This is a genomic window from Thermogemmatispora aurantia (genome assembly GCF_008974285.1).
GTDB lineage: Bacteria > Chloroflexota > Ktedonobacteria > Ktedonobacterales > Ktedonobacteraceae > Thermogemmatispora > Thermogemmatispora aurantia.
Genome location: NZ_BKZV01000003.1, coordinates 575738 through 592537, shown reverse-complemented (window position 1 = coordinate 592537; position 16800 = coordinate 575738). Strand labels below are relative to the sequence as shown.

Here is a 16800-nt window from a genome sequence, read left to right as displayed (position 1 = left end):
CAGGCCCCTTGACAAAGGCGGACACCTGCTCTGTGATGCTCATGTACGTATTTCATATTGCCAGGATAGCAAAACGATATATAAGGAGTTAAACGGGATGGCCATTCATCCCTGGTCTAAAGACGCAGGGCTTTCTGGCCTTTCTCTGTAACCCGCCAGAGTATCTTCCTTTTAGCAGGCGCAGCCGCTGACGAGCAAGGGGCCTGGAGGAGGGGCTATCTGATCGATGGAATTGACGGTGAAGTTGTCTCCCATCCCGGTTGGAGGCAACTGTCTGAAACCTTGCCAGCTATCAACCACGGAGAGAATCATGCCGAATAAGCCACTGCTGATCTATTGCTGCCTCTGTCTTGCCTGCCTGCTCGTGGCCTGTGACGCAGCCCCCACCGCCAGCCACTCCACAGCGCAGAAGCCGTTTCCAGTGGTCACAGCCACGAGCAGCGGCCCTCGCTGGAGGCGGCAGAGACGGTGGATCTTACTGATCTCCTCAACCAGGTGGTGAGTGTCTGTGAGCAGCGCAGATGCAGGCGGCACCTGATGATCCGCGTGCGCCTGGCCGAGGAGAGCATCGTCGTACGCGGCCATGAGGCGCTCCTCAGACAGGCGATCTGCAGTGCTGCCCTTGCTCAAGGCATCGTCTCAGCGCTGCAGCGCGCACCTGCTCTTCCAGCAGCTGGTGGAGCAGGGCATGCTGACGCCCGGCGAGCGTCTCCCGCCGGGGCGAGAGCTGGCGGCCCAGTTGCGGCTAAGTCGCACGGCACTGCGGGAGGCGTTGCAGACCACGACACAGCGCCATTGTTACACGATGCGCTCGCTGGTGCTGCTGGAGGCCCTGAGCCTGTCCGATCTGCCGGAGGGCTTCGCACTACTTTGCGAGTTGGTGATGCAGAGAGACCTGCGCGACCACCAGCGGGTCGCCGCTCTCTCTGTGAGGCCACTTGGCAGGGGATCTCGGCCTGGGCCATCGCCCATGACATCCCACTGATTGCAACGCGGCGATTCCTTGGTAGAGAGCTAGTCTGGCAAGGTCGGTCAGTGGAATAGTGCAGGCCGGATCGGGCCGTGTCCCCCGCATGGCTGGCCGACCAGATGCTACTGCTCGCCAGCAGCCTCCCTGGACACGAGCGGGGCATCCTTGGGATAGTCACGCTTGTAGACAGGATAGAAGAGCGATAGCTGCGGGGCGCCTGGGCCCCGCAGTGCAATGGCTCTGGAGCAAACAGAAATCAATTAGTGTTTGGACTGATCCTCACCTCACTGGGTCAGGTCAGGAGCAGTGCAGAGCGGAAGAGCGTCAGGATGACTGACTGCTGCTCCCCGAGGACTCAGTGCTTGTGGCCGGTCTGGTCACATGCACCTCGATCTCATCATAGCGTTTGATCCTGTAGACGATCGTCGAGATCGCCCAGCTCACCACGAACAGACACACGATGATGACCCCAAGCAGGCCAAATTGATCGGAAAGTCCGTTGATCTGGTCCCAGAAAGGACCGCTCAGGTTCAGCTCGCTCGCCAGGATGCTGAGCGCCTCGATGCTGCCAATCACCAGAGCGACGAGGACGGAGATCAGGGTGATGGTGAAGTTATAGTACAGCTTGCGGATGGGTTTCACAAAGGCCCAGCCATAGGCGCCCAGCATCAGTACGCTATCCGTCGTATCCATGAGAGTCATGCCAGCTGTAAAGAGCGCTGGAAAGAGCAGAATGGCCATGACAGGCACGCCATGACCAGCGCTGAAGGCGGCGATACCCAGCAGACCTATCTCCGTGGCGGTATCGAAACCCAGGCCGAAGAGCAAGCCAATAGGGTACATTTTCCAACTGCGGTCCGTCATCTTCAGCAGAGGGCGGAAGAAGCGACCCAAGAAGCCGCGCTTGTTGAGCGACTCATCGAGGGCCACATCCTGAAACTCTCCACCCTTCTTGACTGTCTGGAAGGTGCGGTAGATATCTCCCAGGATTACCAGATTGATGGCCGCGACGAGCAGCAAGAAGAAAGCCGAGACGGCGGTGCCGACAAGGCCGCCGATATTTTTCAGTTGGGTAAAACTACCGGCAGCGACCGCAGCGAGGGCGATGAGCACGGTCAGGATCACTACAATGGTGGAATGGCCCAGGGAGAAGAAGAGGCCGACTCCCACAGGCCGCTGTTTCTCCTGCATCAGCTTGCGGGTCACATTATCAATCGCTGAGATATGGTCTGCATCAAAAGCGTGGCGCAGACCAAACGTATAGGCTGTTAGCGCCAGGGCGACGAGATCGGGGCGGCCCGCGAACACCAGAAAGGTCAGGACCCAGGCCAGGATGTTATAGCCGATGAGAAGCGCGTAGATGGCGAGCACTCGACGACGGACCTCGGACGAACTCTGAAGATAGACTCGTCGGAGCGCGGAAATTCCAAAATTGCTACTCATGAAATCTCCTTGAGCAGAATGACGAAGGCCACTGTCTGACATTTTTCAGCTCTTGAGAGGGCTGTCTGAGACCCTCTTGCTTGCAAGTATACTCATGAGAGGGCGGTTTTTGCAAATGCAAAGCAGTTGCAAGTAGTTCTCATCAGCGAAAGAGTGTCAATTCTGTTGAGCTGCTCAACATGCCTGGCAGGGGCGCTTTCCCGAGCGCGAGCGCCTGCTCATTGCCCCAGAGCCTCCTTGCTGGCCTGGCTGCTGCTTCCAGGTCCCAGGTCCCAGGTCCCAGGTCCCAGCTCCCAGCTCACAGTGAGCCGCCCGAGCTGGGAGGCTGGGTCATCAGGCAATTGCTCCAGCAGTACTATCCCAACCCGTGGATGATCCAGGTATTGAGAACAACACCCCTGAGCCAGCCATCTGGAAGCCGATCGAACGGCTCTGCTGGCGGGAGGGTCAGCGAGTCCAGTTTCTGCATCTAGACACTGGCCGGTCTGCTCTATGAACAGCAACAGCCCACTACTTCGCGAGATAGGGATGTGGCCTGATCCTCCTGATGGGGTAGAGCTAGCAGTGTTATGCGGTGTTCTCCCAGGTGAGAAGAGGACGACAGAGAAAGACTAGCAAGGAGACTAGTGGAGGTGATGGTACTCTTGGCGAGCATCTAGTACTTTGACTCAGATCTATTGCTGGTTGTGCTAAGCCATCTCGCGCATGGCGATGCCCACGTCTAGGCCATCCTCTGCTTTATGGGGTCTGCGACACGAATTTAGCTATCGCGATCGTCGACACCGTGATCTCTGGTGGTGCCTGACTGGCCGCCCTGGAGTTCCCCATCATTAGCCCAATTGTGACCTCTCTCACTATTGGGCTGCTGGATAGCTACTGGTATGCGGTGAGTGCCTGGCCAGCCCCTTGGACAGCTAGACAGTGTTGTATACTGTTGTCGATTGACGCACGAATATGCCGAATGTCGCATAGGGGAAAAGGGTCTACGCGCTGTTCCCTTGCCTGAGAAGGTGGCCTGATGCTTGCCCTGATCCGCTATAAATATCTGAGTGGACGGCGCAACAACGCTGCTCCATTCTTTGTCTGGAGCGTGGTCTTTGTCAGCGCGCTCTTTCTCTGTCTGCTGGCCTTTGCCGTGGCCTTCGGCCTCAGCCAGGGCCATCACCTGGCGCTTGCTGACCTGGAGGTCTGGCTGCTGGCTGTGGGGGTGCTGCTCATCGATGTGAACGTCGGGCGCCAGACCCCTCTCAATCTGGCCCTGGCGCGCGAATGGGAGTTTCTGACCACTCTGCCGCTCTCGCCTGTGAGCATCGCTGTGGTTGAGCTGTTTGAGTGGTTGCTGACCAGTGTCCTCTGCGTCTTGGCCTTTCTGATCGCTCCTCTGACCGCCTGCATGCTGACTTCCAGCACGCCTTTTCCGCTAACGCTGCAGGCTCAGGCCGCCCTGCTCCTCTACTGCCTCTTTATTATGCTGGCCGGAGCCGCGCTTCATCTACTCTCGCTGCGGGGAGAAGGCTATGTTGTCATTCCCATTCGCCTGGCCAGCCTTGTCATCATCGTTATGATCGTAGCTCTCTCGCCCCTGGAGCGCTCCGGGATTCAGCTGGGGCTGGTCGCGGCTCTGCGCTGGCAGGTAGTGCGGCTGGTCGCGCTCTGGCTCTGGCCGAGCACCTGGGCTGTCGAGAGTATGCGGGGCGCGTTGATCTTCTGGCTGCCACTGGCAGGCGCGACCGCGTTGCTTGCCTGGGTGACCGTGCCAGGTCTACTACGCTACTGGCAACAGAAGGAGCGTGTGCCCCGTCGCCCCTCTGGCTATCTCCTGCGCTGGCTGCCCAGCTCCGGTTGGTCCCTAGCCTGCTGGCTCTCCCTGGACATGTTCTTCTCACCTCACTTGCGTTTTTTGCCACTTATAGTAAGTTTAAATATGAGTATTGTGCCAATCTGGTATCTATTTCATTTAAGCAATCAAGAGCTTTGGCTGGCCTCTATCCTCCTGGTCAGTGCTCGGCTTGGCTGGCCGATCTATCTCTATCTGCAAAACGTCTATCGCACTCTGGAAGGGGAGGGTCTGCCGCTGGCGTCGACTGATGGTCTGCGTGCCTTCGCGGTGGCCTTCGCGCTGGTCTATCTACCTTCCATAATCGTGGCTCTGATCATCTGCCTGGTGGCAGCTCCCTCGCTCGGCCTGCTGCCCGGTTTCTTACTTGGCTTAGCCGGGGTCCTTGCTCTGGCCTGCTGTGCCTGGAGCGGGGTGCCGCGTCTGGGAGGCTTTTTGGCGCTGGCGCTCATCGAACTGCTGGCCGCTCTGTGCATGTGAGCGGAGGACTGGAGGCCTGTCCTGAGCCACCTGCGCGGGACGGGACCTCCAGGGCGACAGGGGCTGGTGCTGTTGGGAAAAGCAGAAGGAAAGGAGATCCGCACGCCGGAGCGCAGCCTGGCTCGGATGCCTGGACTCCTGCGCGCTCCAGCAGATGCGGGCGGGCCTGATCGAAAGCTATCTCATGCTACTGCTCATCCACTACCTGTGAGGAGGATCTATGATTGAGTTTCAGCACATCACCAAGCGCTACGGCACGTTCGTGGCCCTCAACGACGTCAGCTTCACTGTCACGGCTGGCGAGGTGACGGCCTTGGTGGGTCATAACGGCTCAGGCAAGACCACCTGCCTGCGTTTGATGGTCGGCCTGATCGCGCCCGATGGGGGGAACGTCTCTCTGCTCGGCCTGACGCCTCAGCGCCAGGGTCTGCAGGTGCGGCGGCGTGTCTCCTATCTCTCCGATGCCCCCTTTGCCACACCTCATTTGACGGGCCTGGAGCATCTACAATTCCACGCCGATGTCTACCGTCAACCGCAAGCAATTGAGCGTGCCAGGGAGCTTGCTGAGCGCTATCGCCTCGACCATGTTCTCGATCAGCCGATCCGTAGCTACTCTCGCGGCATGCTGCAGCGTCTTGCGCTCATTCGCGCGCTGATGATCGACGCCGCTGTTCTGCTCCTTGATGAACCCTTCAACGCTCTTGATCCACTGGCGCTGGCGCTGCTGGTCGAGGATCTCAAAAGACGCGCCGCTCAGGGTCGCTGTGTGCTGGTCTCCAGTCATCTGCTCAATATGCTCAAGGACCTGGCCGAGAAGGTGCTGGTGCTCAGACGTGGCCAGCTTGTCTACAGTGGGCCGCTAGCCTCTGTCGACTGGTCGCAACAGGTCCCGCTCTGGTTCGACCCCTGCGATGAGGATGGAGACGAGAATGAGGAAGATAGCAGTGTTACCTATGAGGATGGGTCTGAGATGGTGAACTTCCTACCTTTCGCATATATGATGAGAGGAGATCCTTGAGATAAAGAGAAGCCCGGGGGTGCGCGACGTCGCGGAGTGGCTGAATATGCTGCTGCTGAACCGCCGGGCAAAGGGTCCTGCTGCCGTGGCTTCTGCCGCTGGCGATCGTCGTTGTCCTGCTCGGCCTGACAGAGGTCTGCGTGAGCCTGCTGATAACCCTGCTCATCGCCCTCTTCCTGGCCGTTCCAAGCTGCTTCTTCTTTGCTCTCCTGCCCTGGAGAATCCTGCTGCGTATCACGAATATTGATCTGCTGATCAGGCTGCTGCTTGGCCTGCCATTCTTGTCCCAGGCGCTGCCCTGGAAGGTTCTGATCGAATGCCTCTTTTGTCTCTACTCAGTCCGGCCAGCCGGGCGGCTTTACCGTGGTGTGTCGCGGGCTGCTGGCTCTCATTGGGGAAATGATTCCCTCTCTGTTCACCTTGATCAGGCTGCTGGTGTGAGCCCGGAGGGCCGTTCTCGCTGGGGCTGACTGCTCCAGCCCGGCCTGCCCTCGCCGTCTCGCCCCTGCTCTTCCTGCACAGGAAGCAGAAGGGAACTGGTAGGCCTGTCACGCGCAGCCCGGCCACTTCGAACTGGCTCTCTCTGATCTCAACCAGGTTCCGCGTCTCAATCCTCAGTGGGCTGCCGCCTACTATCGCCGCAGCCTCCTACACGCATAGCTCGGCCAGCCTCAGCAAGCGCTCTCTGGCTCTGACCAGGCTCTCCCTCGATCCCGAGTTCGGCGCTCTTTCATCACAGGTGCGAACTACTCACGAAGCAAGCTGAAGATCTCTAGACAGTGGTGAGCCAGGGTCGAGAAATGCCCGGTCTCGGGATAGAAGGTAGCAACGCAATGGGGCAGAAGCTGCGCGAGCAGACGGACTGGCGCAATCGGCATGACGCGATCCTGCTCTCCATGCCACAAGTGGAGGCGCTCGCATGCCACCTGCTCGACCGAGAAGCCCCAGGGTTGCACCTCAGCCCGCACAGCTGCAAGATTGCCTGCCGCTCCCTGCCGGAAGCTTTCAGCCATCGCCTGGGCCAGGTGCTGTCTGATCTCCGGGTTGCTCAGGAGCTGCTGATCTGCCGGGTCCAGCTGTTTGGCGTACAGGGCGAGATACTTTTCAATGCTGGCGGCATTAGTGCCGGTCATGCGCTGTACCAGACGTGCATAGGACAGCAACAGATGGGGCAGGCGCGCTCCGGCTCCCCATATGATGCGCATCCATAGGGGGCCGGCTTTTCTGATCAGGTCAGGCGGGGCGACTGTGCTGATCAGGCCGCAGGCTGTGAGCCGCTGCGGAATCCTGGCGGCGCAGGCCAGGGCATAGGGGCCACCGGCGGAAAAGCCTTCCACAGCAAAGCGCTTGATCCCCAGATGATCGGCGACTTCCGCGACGTCATCAGGCCAATCGAGCAGCCGATAGCTGGGTTTGGGATCAGAAAGACCGACACCCGGTCGGTCCAGTGCGATCAGTCGTACTCCTGCCTGCTCTGCCTGGACGGCCAACAGCGTCGCTTCCAGACGTGAACTGCCTGATCCGTGACAATGGATGATGGGAAAGCCATCCTCTGGCCCGATCATCGCCAGGCCCACACGGCGCCCATCGCGTAGCTGGATGGTGACATCTGTGGAGGAGGGAATGAAGGCAGCCATCTCTCTTCCTTTCAAGACTCACGCAAAAAGGTGCGCACAAGCGGGTAGAACTCGTCTGGCTGGGAGAGAAACGGGGTATGGCCGGCCTGTTGAAAGAGGTGCATCTGGGCCTGCGGATAGACCTGACGCAGGGCCAGACGCCTGGCCGGGGTCGTGACAGGGTCATCATCCGACTGGAGAATAAGCACGTTCCCGGACCAGGTTGAGAGGTCCTCAGGCGAAAAGCGGTAATGGAGATGATAATCGATGGTACCATCGAAGGCACTGAGCAGATCCGCCCGCGTGAGGTGGGCCACCAGTTCACGCAGTATCGCTTGAAACAGCGGCTGCTCTTCTGATCGCACCGCCAGCCCTCTCATCAGCCGTCTCTGAAGCAGGAGGCGCATGATCCTCAGCGGCAAGAGGGAGATCAGCACCTTCCCAAGCCTGGCCGCTTTGCCAAACTGCGCCTCTGGCAGGCCAGTGTTGAGTAAGATGAGCTTGCTGACCCGCTCAGGATACGTGCGGACAAAGCACTGGCCGACATCGCCCCCGAAGGAGGCCGCAAAGAGGATGACCTGGGCGATCGAAAGCCGGTCGAGCAGGGCCGCGAGGCCATCGAGCAGGGCCTCCATCGTGGCGAGCGGGGGATAGGCAGGGTAAAGGCAGCGACATGCTGGCTCAAACTGTTCCATAAGAGGAAAGGCCACGTCCCCCAAACGTTCACCCCCAGGCAGGATCAGAAGCGTCTCGCTGCCCTGTCCCCCAAGCAGATAACTCCACGTGACCCCCAGCAGATCCACCTGTTGACGCGGATGCGCCGTGCGAAAGGAGGACAGGCGCTCTTGCTGGTCTACCGGGACCTGCTGGTAAAAGATCTCTGACAGGATGATTTTCATGGGGTGCTCTCCTTCTCGTCTGCCTCAGGTTGCACAGACCGCGCCCGGCGCTGAAAGAAGCCTAAGATGCGGGCATAGCGCTCTCGATCTTCAGGTTCCAGGACCTCTTCGAGCATCTGCCCAACCAGCGCCGGGTGCCGGTTAGCGGCGCGAACAAGGTAGTATTCGGTGTTCAGGAACGCGGAGAGCAGCCGGGCCAGCAGGGGATTCTCTGTCAAGACGGCGGTGGCTTGTGCATCAGGCGCAAATGTTGCCATGAGCAAGGAGGCGGCATCTGCGATCACGACTAGAAAGCGCGTTGGCGCAGAGACATTCTCTCCCAGAAAGGTGATGATCTGTCCATCCACCTGCGGAGCCGGTCCGATGCTGACAAGGCGTGGAACCACTCCACGGGCCACCGCCGCCCGGAGCTCAGGTGCTAACGCGGCCAGCTCTTGTGATCCTCCCATCAGGCCGAGCCGAAGCCGTGCCTGACGAACCAGCATGGCGGCGCGCCGGAGAATCTCGTCGGTCCCAACGATGTTGAGGACGATGTCGGCGGTAGGCGTCTCTTCGAGCGCGCTCAGCGCGGCTTCGGCCTGCTCACAGGTGGCCTGGAACTGGGCGGAGAGACGGGCGATGACCAGTCTGGGGGCAACCGGTTCATACTGCTGTGGTTCCCCTGGCTCGCGCCTGATGCGGACCACGGCCTCCTTTGCCTCTAAGCGATCCAGGGTCTGGTAGACCATCGAACGTGGAACGCCAGAGACAGTGCTGAGTTGCGAGCCATTGAGGGGATGCTGGCGCAGCAGGCCAAGGTAGCACTGGGCTTCGTATTGGGTAAAGCCAAGCTGTTGCAAGAGGTCAATCAGGGAATCCGGTTGCGCCATCTCTCTCCTCGGGCCGCTTGCTCGACCGGTGAGGGCGTGCTACTCGACGCCGTCGTATGTTGTTAGTCTGATAACAACATTATACTTCCGAGGCTACAGAGCGTCAAGCTCGCCTGCCGCCGATAGGGAAGGTTGGCACTCATAGCCCTGGCTGAAGCTGTCAGAGAGGAGTGAACAGCAATCCAGGGAATGCGAGTGCAGCCGGGATCAGAATGTCAGAAAGATTAAAAAGTCTGTACGGGTATGATGAAGCGCGCCCCTCCCCCGGCGCCACGTGACCAGCGGGCCTCTGCCTGCTACGGTCATCGCTGGCCTCCATTCTACCAAGGCGACCTAGCTGGACGGGAAGGGCTGGGTGCCAGCGAGGCCCCAAGGAAGGGCCTGATAAATCACGCTCCTACGAACCGGGCGCCTGTTGGGCACCTTGGGGGATGCCATTCCGTGTGAGCGCGATCGATCGTGTCCCTCATCCGCCTGTCCGCCCTCATGGTCCCCTTTCACCTCCCTCTCTTTCCGCCTTGGGTCCCTGTCGGCCCATCGCGCCTCATCCGTCCTCGCGCCGCGGGCCGGGGTCCTGCACGCCTCCTAGGCCAGGCCACCGCTGCCGAGCTGGTCGAGAGATCAGGCACACACGGGCGCTATCTACGAGTGTGACTCGAACAGCAGGCAGTGGCTGGCATCATCGCGCCTTGCAGTATTCCCTCTCAGCGGGAAGCGGGACAGGTCGAAGTGCTGCTAGATGCCTCTCACCCACATCACCGTAGGAGGCCTTCCTGACGGGCAGTGGGATCGCTGCCGCCGACGACCGCGAGGAGCTGCGCGCGGGTCAGGGTGCTCCCCATGCCCGGTATCGCCAAACGGCGCCGTGCCTGTCAGCAGCGTCAGCGATCCTACCAGTGAGACGATGCAGTAGCGCCCGAGCCTGGAGACCAGCAGGCAGGAGGCGATCGAGCCAACGGTTACCCCCAGCAAGAGCGAGGTGAGGGCTGCACTGGAGCTGAGGGAGGTCTGGCCAGGGACGGCTTAAATAAAGAGCGGCAAGTCGAGTAGTAGAGAATGCCGAAGAAGGTGAAGCCGTAGGCACAGGTTAGGAAGAGGACAGTAGAAAGATCTCGTGGCCGGGTAGGCTGAGCTGCTGCCGCTCAGCGGCCCAGCGCTTCACCAGGAAGAAGAGCGCGAAGAGCAGGGCCGCAGCCATCAGCAGCCTTGTCACCTGAACAAGAGGCCCGGGAGTAGGTCTCTCCTCCCCAGCTCAGCCCGAGCAAGCAGTCCCTCAGCCAGGCAATATCAGGCCGTCTACGTTCGTATCATTGAAAAGCATCTGGAAAGATTCGCTGCCGAGTATGTCTCTACAGCTCTGCAATCGTTCGTTTTAGACTTTACTCCTGAAGAGATCGTCAATGATCTGTATGAGGAGCAGGCCCTGATCCTGGCCAGGCGCTTCTACGCCGATCTGCAACAAGAGGTCGAAAGGCATGTGACGACCCTGCTGACCCTGCAGCTTGGCTGGCTCATGATGCAGCGTCGCCTGATCTCAGCCCGGTTGGATCGCCGAACTGTCGAGGGCTTGACCCGGCGCTTTCTCCAGAAATATGGCTGGGACACCTTGAAGCCCCTGATCGAAGAGATTGTTCAGTCGCTCTTCCTCCGCCAGTTCCAGCGCGAGGCCAGGAACAATCTGCAGCGCTGGGTTCGGCTGGCAAGCAGCCGCGAGGTTGTTCGCCCGCTCAAATGCCCTACCACGCTCTTTCCTGCCAGCGACGAAGAGCTGCTCTTTACCGAGGGGGTTCTCTTCGGCAGCACGCCTTTTCGGGCTGCTCTGGCTTGTACCAGGACTTCCGCCATGCCACAGGCATCGGCCTCTGCATAGGCCAGCGGCACTCGGTGAGCCGCAGGGGGGCCATTGATCCCGATAACCAGCGCCAGCCTTCGACCTGACCCGGTCATAGCAAGCGCGGAAGAGGATGGTGTAGACATCGTGAGCGGCGGCCTCCCTCTCGGTGTATCAGTGCAAACCAGCCAGCAGCATCGTCTCTGTCGCGAGCCAGCTCACTCCTGTAGTCAGGAAGAGAGCAGTATATCTCTCAAGAGTATACGATAGAACACGCCGATTGTGTACTTCTTCTGCGCCCTAATGAAATGAAAGGAGAAATAAATAAAAGAAGACCCGCCCGGCCCGGGCACTCATAGACAGATACTGCTCGCCGCGAGGAGCCGTTACCTTCCTGGATACCCCTGGGAGAGATCACACTTTACCCTTCTGCCGGCTTCTCATCTGCAAGACGGCCTGCGCGGGAGGGCTGGTCTGGCTGAGGTGGGCAACGCACTGCCTCAACACAACCAGGGGCCGGAAACGAGCTGCACAGGATTGTATTGTTGCTGAATCTACTTCCTCGAAGCGGCGAGCAGAGAGGCGGCAGGGCAATGGTGGCTGGAATGATGACCGTATGAGAGTAGTCATTGATGACCGATTTTTGGGATCATCGAAACAGTTTGACGGAGGTCGCTCCAGATGCTCCCCTACCCTACAGAGGGTACTGTCAGAATCAGCGAGACGGCCCGTCTGGGGTTGAGACCGATACATGGCATGGTGCTGGTAGTTGATCCGCGGGGTCAGAATCAGTGACGAAGCCCGTCTGGGGTTGAAAGTTGAGACTGGAGTTGAAAGAAAGAGGCAGACCATCGATGTCCACGCCGAAGCGCAGCCAGCGGGATTAGCCAGGGCTGAGAGAGCGCGTGAGGAGCGGAAAGGGAGGAGTGGACTCCTTTACTTTAACCGCAAAGATAAGCCGTTCGCAGAGCGTGGCGGCGTGAGCACTGATGGTTTCAAGAGCAAAGCCAGGGCGGACAGAGAGGCAACCCAGGGCAGTGCCGGGGCATTGGCCCCCGTGGAGGTGAGTACGCCGGCAGGCATGGTCAGCTCATGCTGAAGACGGCGTTTCGGAGACTGGGGCGGGCGCATCGGCTCCTTGCTCGCGCTGGGCTTCCGCGAATCCGCTCTGGCCCTGAGCGTGGCGGCGACGAAACGCTTTCAGTTGAGCCTACAGCTGTATCAAACGCTTCTCCAGGCTATGCTCCAGGAATGCAATCAGCTACAGACAACCTACCAGTTTGTCGCCGCCTATGGACAAAAAAGTGATCCCACCCGTACCTTGGAGCAGGAGTCTGCAGCGCGAGAATCTCGCCTTCGCGGCGGTGTGAGGCTCACCAGGGATCACCTGGAGCACGCTCACCGCTGCTATCCACAGTGGTCCTGTACTACTGAAGAAAACCAGCCCAGGTGCATCAAGGGGTACCTGAGATCTCCTCACCAGGCCCGACTGGAAGAGAAGGCCCTTGCCTGGAAGGGGCCGTCGCTCGATGAGAAGCCTGCCCGGTCCCCTGCATCTGCTGGCGGACCTGCTCCATCCGCGCCGCAAAAGCTGGATCGTGCTGCTCGGCAGGGAGCCTGGACGTGAAAACGATCTCGTGTCCGTCGGGGTCGCGGGCGAGCACATCGAACGTATTCCAGGGAGTCGCGTAGGGCCCCTCAATCGTCCCGTCGCCCACCGTCCGGGCCGTCGCCGCCAGCTGAGCCAGATCGGTACCGTGGGCGGCGAACGTCAGCCGAATGCGCGAGCCTGCCGACGACGGCGCCAGCGAGGATGGCGCTCGCTCTTGCTCCTGACGGGCCGGAACCAGCAACAGATCTTGATAGCGCCAGCGACGCAAATGGATGAGCGCCGGCTCGCCCGTTGGCCCCGGGATGGTTGCCAGCACCACGAAGCCCAGCCCGTCAACGTACCACCGCCGCGAGCGTTCTAGCTGGCTGACCGTGAGCGTGGCGAAGAAGGGCATCACATAGATGCTCAGGTCAATCTCAGGCGTGGGCACCTCCACAGCGGCCTCCTCATGAGGCTGCTCAGCATCAAAAGCCGAAGAAGTCATCGGTCATCTCCTCTCTCACGGGCGCTCATATACCCCGCATTCGCGTAGATGGCGGTGCGCAGATACTGCGCGAGCTGGGGAGCAAAGCGCTGAAAGCTCTCAGTAAAGCGTGCATCGCTCACATAGAGATCGGCCAGTCGACAATGTAGATGGGCACTACACGGGTAAAACCAGCGCTCAATATACAGGCGATGGGCTTCGGCCAGCCGCCTCGCCTGAGCGCTCGCAGCCGGCACCCCTTGAGCGGAAGCGGCGGCAAGGCCGCGCATGAGCGCGCTGAATTCGGCCTGCATCGCTTGCCAATCCGCCCGGCTAAAGGATGCAGCGCGCCGTTTGGCCTCGGCCCAGGCGGCTGTCTCTTCCCAGCGCTGTTGCGCTTCTTCGGAGAAGGCAACGGGATCATCCTCACCGAAGACGGCCAGCATCTCGTCCGGCTCCAGCGTAATCCCCATTGAGCGGGCTTTGAGCAGCTTGTCGACGGCCTCCAGCATCTGTTGGAGCGAGGCGATCCGCTTGCAGAGCAAGGCACGTTGTTGCTGCAGATCAGCGAGGGGGTCGGTCGCTGGCGCTGAGAGCAGCGCTTTAATCTGGCGCAGCGAGAAGCCAAGCTGGCGATAGCACAGAATACGTTGCAGACGCTCCAGGTCCTGGCTGGAGTAGAGGCGGTAGCCAGCTTGGGAGTGAGCACTGGGATGCAACAAACCGATGCGATCGTAGTGGCGCAGGGTGCGCACGCTGACGCGGGCCAGCCGGGCGAGCTGCCCGATCGTATAGTCCACTGTGGTCACCTCCTTCTGACAGGTATGCTACTCCATGACGTTGTGTCAGGGTCAAGGCCTCTCTGTCAGGCAAGAGCTGCCCTGGTCACTGCGACCAGCCCGGCCACCGGCCTTCCCCGCCGCATTCCAGCGCTTGCTTCACCTCATAAGAGCTGATGATCGAGCCGCTGCGCCATGCACCAGGGCTGGCTGATCTGACCACTGACGAGGTCCAGGCGGTCAGCCTGCTCATGGGGCGGCTCAGCCAGGCGCTCCATGAGGTCCTCCAGGCCAAGCACGTCTACGCCTTTATTCTGGAGGATCCCATTCCACACCTGCATCTCCATCTGATCGCTCGCCATCCCGGGGCACCGTCTCAGTACTGGGGCACGTCACTGAGTGGCCCCAGGCACCACGAGGCGGAGCGCCTGACATCGCCGCGCTCGATGTGCGCCTGCGTACCTCCCTCCCTCACTGACGGCCAGGTGTACGCTCAGCGTTGGCTGCCGTTGGCCTTTCCCGGGGACGGCTGGTGACCCTTCGCTGCCGGCTTACCCCTGGCGCTCGGAAACAGTTAGCGGCGGCGACTCGCTCGCCTGGGCACGCGCCCGCAGCCGGCTCAGCGTCTGCCCAATCGAGTACAACCAGCCTCCCATCACCAGCAGCCAGGCGCTGAACGCAACCCAGGTGAAAGGGGCTGCCACTACCTCAAAGAAGGCTATACCCGGAAGCTGCCCAAGCAGGTGCAGGGCTGTCGCATACATCCCCAGGGGAAAGACGATGCTCCAAAGTGCCGGCTCGTAGCGCAGAGGCTGGCGCATGATCCCATACTTCCATATCCCGATGAGGACCAGCAGGGGCAGCCACCAGGTCCCCCAGGCCCACATCATGAGGGTGAACCCGGTGATGTAAGGCTGGACGCTGACGAGCAGGGGCGCTGGATGGGGTGCCTGTAACAAGCGGATGCCGGCTACGGTGGTGATTGCCATTGCCCCCATGTTGATCCAGTAGGGAGGCGTCAGATCGGCGGGCAAGATCTTCCCAAAGGAGAATCGATAGACAATGAAGGTGATGAAAATCAGATAGAGCAAGACCCCTAGCGTCCAGAAAGCATAAGCCACCAGTTGCAGCACCGCGGCCCGCTCCGGCCAGAAGGTAGTCAATATTGTCCAGTTGATCGCCAGTGACTCGGTCCCCACAATGCTGATGAGCCAGCTCCCATTGACAGCCTGTTGCAGAGGCCGCTCATTGCGGAAGAGGAGTACGGCGAAAGCCCAGTAGGTCAGGAAGCACCAGATTCCTGCAGCAAAAGCAATCAGCAGTATGGGCAGCCCCACCCAGTGGTTCAAGGCGGCCCGGGTGGCCAGCACTCCCGGAGCTGCTACCGCCGTAAAATAGCCAAAAAGCTTGCCTGGATCGGTGGCGTCCTGGAGCACCTCCCGGGGATAACGCACAAGTCGCAGGAGATAGAGAGCGAGCAGCAAGAGGAAGAGGCCACCACCGAGCCAGCCCAGGATCACCGACACGAGCACGGCCCGATTCAAGAGGAGCGCAATGGAGACAATACCCGTCGCCATGACACAGGCAAAATAGCCAGGATAGAGCTGCCTGACCCAGTTCCACCAATGTGCCTGGTAGTCACTCAGAGGCCGTTTCTTCACAGCATCCTCCTCTGCGCATGTGCACTTGCTTTCCTGGCTGATGCTCAGCCAGTCACTCACCCCATGCGTGGCCCGGGGACGCTCCTTGCTCGCTCGCCGCGCTGCGCCACGCACGGCGCCGGGCTGGCTGGCCCTTCTTCGCTCAGACCAGCCCGGGCGCTCCCTTCCTCACTCTGCCAGGCAGGCAGAGCAGCCACCCGGCTTGCCCCTATTCTTCCGCAAGCTGGCGGCGGGGCCAGAGCGTGATCAGCAGGGCCAGCCCAAAGCCCAGCAAGCTGACAAGCGCCAACCAGGGCAGCAGGCTGGTCCTCCCTGAGAGCAGCTCGTAGAGCGCGTCGGTCACCAGCCACAGCTGCACAATGACAATGAGCGCGACGAGTAAGACCTGCCCTTGAACGATGGCTGCACGCCCGGGAATACCCAGATAGCGCGGACCGGGGAGCGGACCATACCGACCGCGCGGGGGCGGCTGAACTGGCGGGTCATCGGGATTGGCCCGCGCTGGCCCGAGCGAACGACGCAGGGGCCGGGCTGGACCTGTCCCGCTGTTGACTGTCTGACTCATCGCAGCACCATCCTCACGGCGTAAATGGTTCCCTGATGCTCCTCCAACTCGATCACCGGCAGCGGGCGAGTGGGTGGTCCAGCCAGCACGTTGCCCGTGGCGGCATCAAAGAGACCCTCATGGCAGGGACAGTAGAGCCGTTGGCTCTCCGGCTGGTAGGTCACTGCGCAAGAGAGATGGGTGCAGACATCGCTGTAGGCTACCAGCCCCTTGCCTGGCAAATGGATAAGGATGCCCTGAGCGTACTCGTCCGGGTAGGCGAAGACCTTCCAGCGATTCTCTGCCAGCTCGCCCACGCGCGCGACGGGCACCATCTTCCTGGGACTGCCTTCTGAAAGCTTGCCGATGAGCGCCAGCGTGCCCGTTGCCAGACAGAGCGCCCCTGAGCCAGCGAGCAAGAAGTAGAGCGTATCTCGGCGCGTCACGACTTCGTCTTCGCTCCAGACGTACGGGAACTCCTGGCGCCATTCAGCGGCAGGTTCAGAAGGGTGAGGCGCCGACCCGGGCTGATCCTGGCGCCGGACCCGAAAACGATGCGTTGCTGATTCCATAGGCAGAATCTCCTTCCGTCTGCGTTACTGGCACGGTCGGCAGGCCGACCGGTTATCTGGCTGCATCCCTTCAGGCAGGGCCTGCCGGACTGGCTGGTACCGGAGCAGGGGCCGGCTCGCGTGGCATCCACGGCTGGGCAGGTGCAGCCCGTTCAGGGATGCCCGCTGTCCGCGCGTCCACCCAGTCAGCAGCGTTGCGGCTCGCT

The 16800-nt window shown here is 60.7% G+C and carries 15 protein-coding genes; 5 read left to right on the top strand and 10 right to left on the bottom strand.

The window, feature by feature from the left end; translation table 11 throughout:
• Positions 1-333: 333 nt before the first annotated feature.
• Positions 334-585, bottom strand: a complete 252-nt coding sequence (locus KTAU_RS12075; RefSeq protein WP_151728607.1) for a hypothetical protein — start codon at positions 583-585, stop codon at positions 334-336.
• Positions 586-622: 37 nt separating this feature from the next.
• Between KTAU_RS12075 and KTAU_RS12070 the strand changes: the two genes are divergently transcribed.
• Complete coding sequence (locus KTAU_RS12070; RefSeq protein ID WP_228026425.1) at positions 623-985, top strand: GntR family transcriptional regulator; 363 nt, start codon at positions 623-625, stop codon at positions 983-985.
• 309 nt (positions 986-1294) lie between these two features.
• On the opposite strand, the gene KTAU_RS12065 is transcribed toward KTAU_RS12070, so the two are convergent.
• Positions 1295-2413: a HoxN/HupN/NixA family nickel/cobalt transporter gene (locus KTAU_RS12065; protein WP_151728605.1), complete on the bottom strand. Its 1119-nt coding sequence runs from the start codon at positions 2411-2413 to the stop codon at positions 1295-1297.
• Between the two features lie 1018 nt (positions 2414-3431).
• On the opposite strand from KTAU_RS12065, the gene KTAU_RS12060 reads away from it, so the two are divergent.
• Positions 3432-4730 carry a hypothetical protein gene (locus KTAU_RS12060; protein ID WP_151728604.1) on the top strand — a complete coding sequence of 433 codons (1299 nt, stop codon included), beginning with the start codon at positions 3432-3434 and terminating at the stop codon, positions 4728-4730.
• Positions 4731-4950: 220 nt separating this feature from the next.
• Positions 4951-5748: an ABC transporter ATP-binding protein gene (locus KTAU_RS12055; protein ID WP_151728603.1), complete on the top strand. Its 798-nt coding sequence runs from the start codon at positions 4951-4953 to the stop codon at positions 5746-5748.
• Between the two features lie 746 nt (positions 5749-6494).
• Here KTAU_RS12055 and KTAU_RS12050 read toward each other — a convergent pair.
• From KTAU_RS12050 to KTAU_RS12040, 3 genes are read right to left on the bottom strand one after another with little or no spacing between them, the layout of a single operon-like run.
• A complete protein-coding gene (locus tag KTAU_RS12050) occupies positions 6495-7385 on the bottom strand; it encodes an alpha/beta fold hydrolase (protein ID WP_151728602.1) in 891 nt (296 codons plus the stop codon).
• Between the two features lie 11 nt (positions 7386-7396).
• Entirely contained in the window at positions 7397-8263 is an 867-nt protein-coding gene (locus KTAU_RS12045; protein WP_151728601.1) for an alpha/beta fold hydrolase, read from the bottom strand.
• Positions 8260-9132 (bottom strand): TrmB family transcriptional regulator, encoded by an 873-nt coding sequence (locus KTAU_RS12040; protein WP_151728600.1) that lies wholly within the window; start codon positions 9130-9132, stop codon positions 8260-8262. The genes KTAU_RS12045 and KTAU_RS12040 overlap by 4 nt, the downstream gene beginning before the upstream one ends.
• Positions 9133-10609: 1477 nt before the next feature.
• Here KTAU_RS12040 and KTAU_RS12035 point away from each other — a divergent pair.
• Positions 10610-11002, top strand: a complete 393-nt coding sequence (locus KTAU_RS12035; RefSeq protein WP_151728599.1) for a hypothetical protein — start codon at positions 10610-10612, stop codon at positions 11000-11002.
• A gap of 1415 nt (positions 11003-12417) precedes the next feature.
• Here the strand turns inward: KTAU_RS12035 and KTAU_RS21780 are convergent.
• Both KTAU_RS21780 and KTAU_RS12025 read right to left on the bottom strand, forming a co-directional pair.
• Complete coding sequence (locus KTAU_RS21780) at positions 12418-13059, bottom strand: VOC family protein (RefSeq protein ID WP_174844065.1); 642 nt, start codon at positions 13057-13059, stop codon at positions 12418-12420.
• Entirely contained in the window at positions 13056-13838 is a 783-nt protein-coding gene (locus KTAU_RS12025) for a MerR family transcriptional regulator (RefSeq protein ID WP_151728598.1), read from the bottom strand. Before KTAU_RS12025 ends, KTAU_RS21780 begins: the two co-directional genes overlap by 4 nt.
• Before the next feature lie 155 nt (positions 13839-13993).
• Between KTAU_RS12025 and KTAU_RS12020 the strand changes: the two genes are divergently transcribed.
• Positions 13994-14353, top strand: a complete 360-nt coding sequence (locus KTAU_RS12020; protein ID WP_151728597.1) for an HIT family protein — start codon at positions 13994-13996, stop codon at positions 14351-14353.
• Between the two features lie 15 nt (positions 14354-14368).
• Here KTAU_RS12020 and KTAU_RS12015 read toward each other — a convergent pair whose 3' ends face one another.
• The 3 genes from KTAU_RS12015 to KTAU_RS21935 all read right to left on the bottom strand — a co-directional run bounded on the left by KTAU_RS12015 (position 14369) and on the right by KTAU_RS21935 (position 16594).
• Positions 14369-15478 carry a tellurite resistance/C4-dicarboxylate transporter family protein gene (locus KTAU_RS12015; RefSeq protein WP_151728596.1) on the bottom strand — a complete coding sequence of 370 codons (1110 nt, stop codon included), beginning with the start codon at positions 15476-15478 and terminating at the stop codon, positions 14369-14371.
• Positions 15479-15686: 208 nt separating this feature from the next.
• A complete protein-coding gene (locus KTAU_RS12010) occupies positions 15687-16043 on the bottom strand; it encodes a hypothetical protein (RefSeq protein ID WP_052889406.1) in 357 nt (118 codons plus the stop codon).
• On the bottom strand, positions 16040-16594 hold the full coding sequence (locus tag KTAU_RS21935) for a QcrA and Rieske domain-containing protein (protein WP_228026424.1): 555 nt from the start codon (positions 16592-16594) through the stop codon (positions 16040-16042). Before KTAU_RS21935 ends, KTAU_RS12010 begins: the two co-directional genes overlap by 4 nt.
• Between the last annotated feature and the right edge of the window lie 206 nt (positions 16595-16800).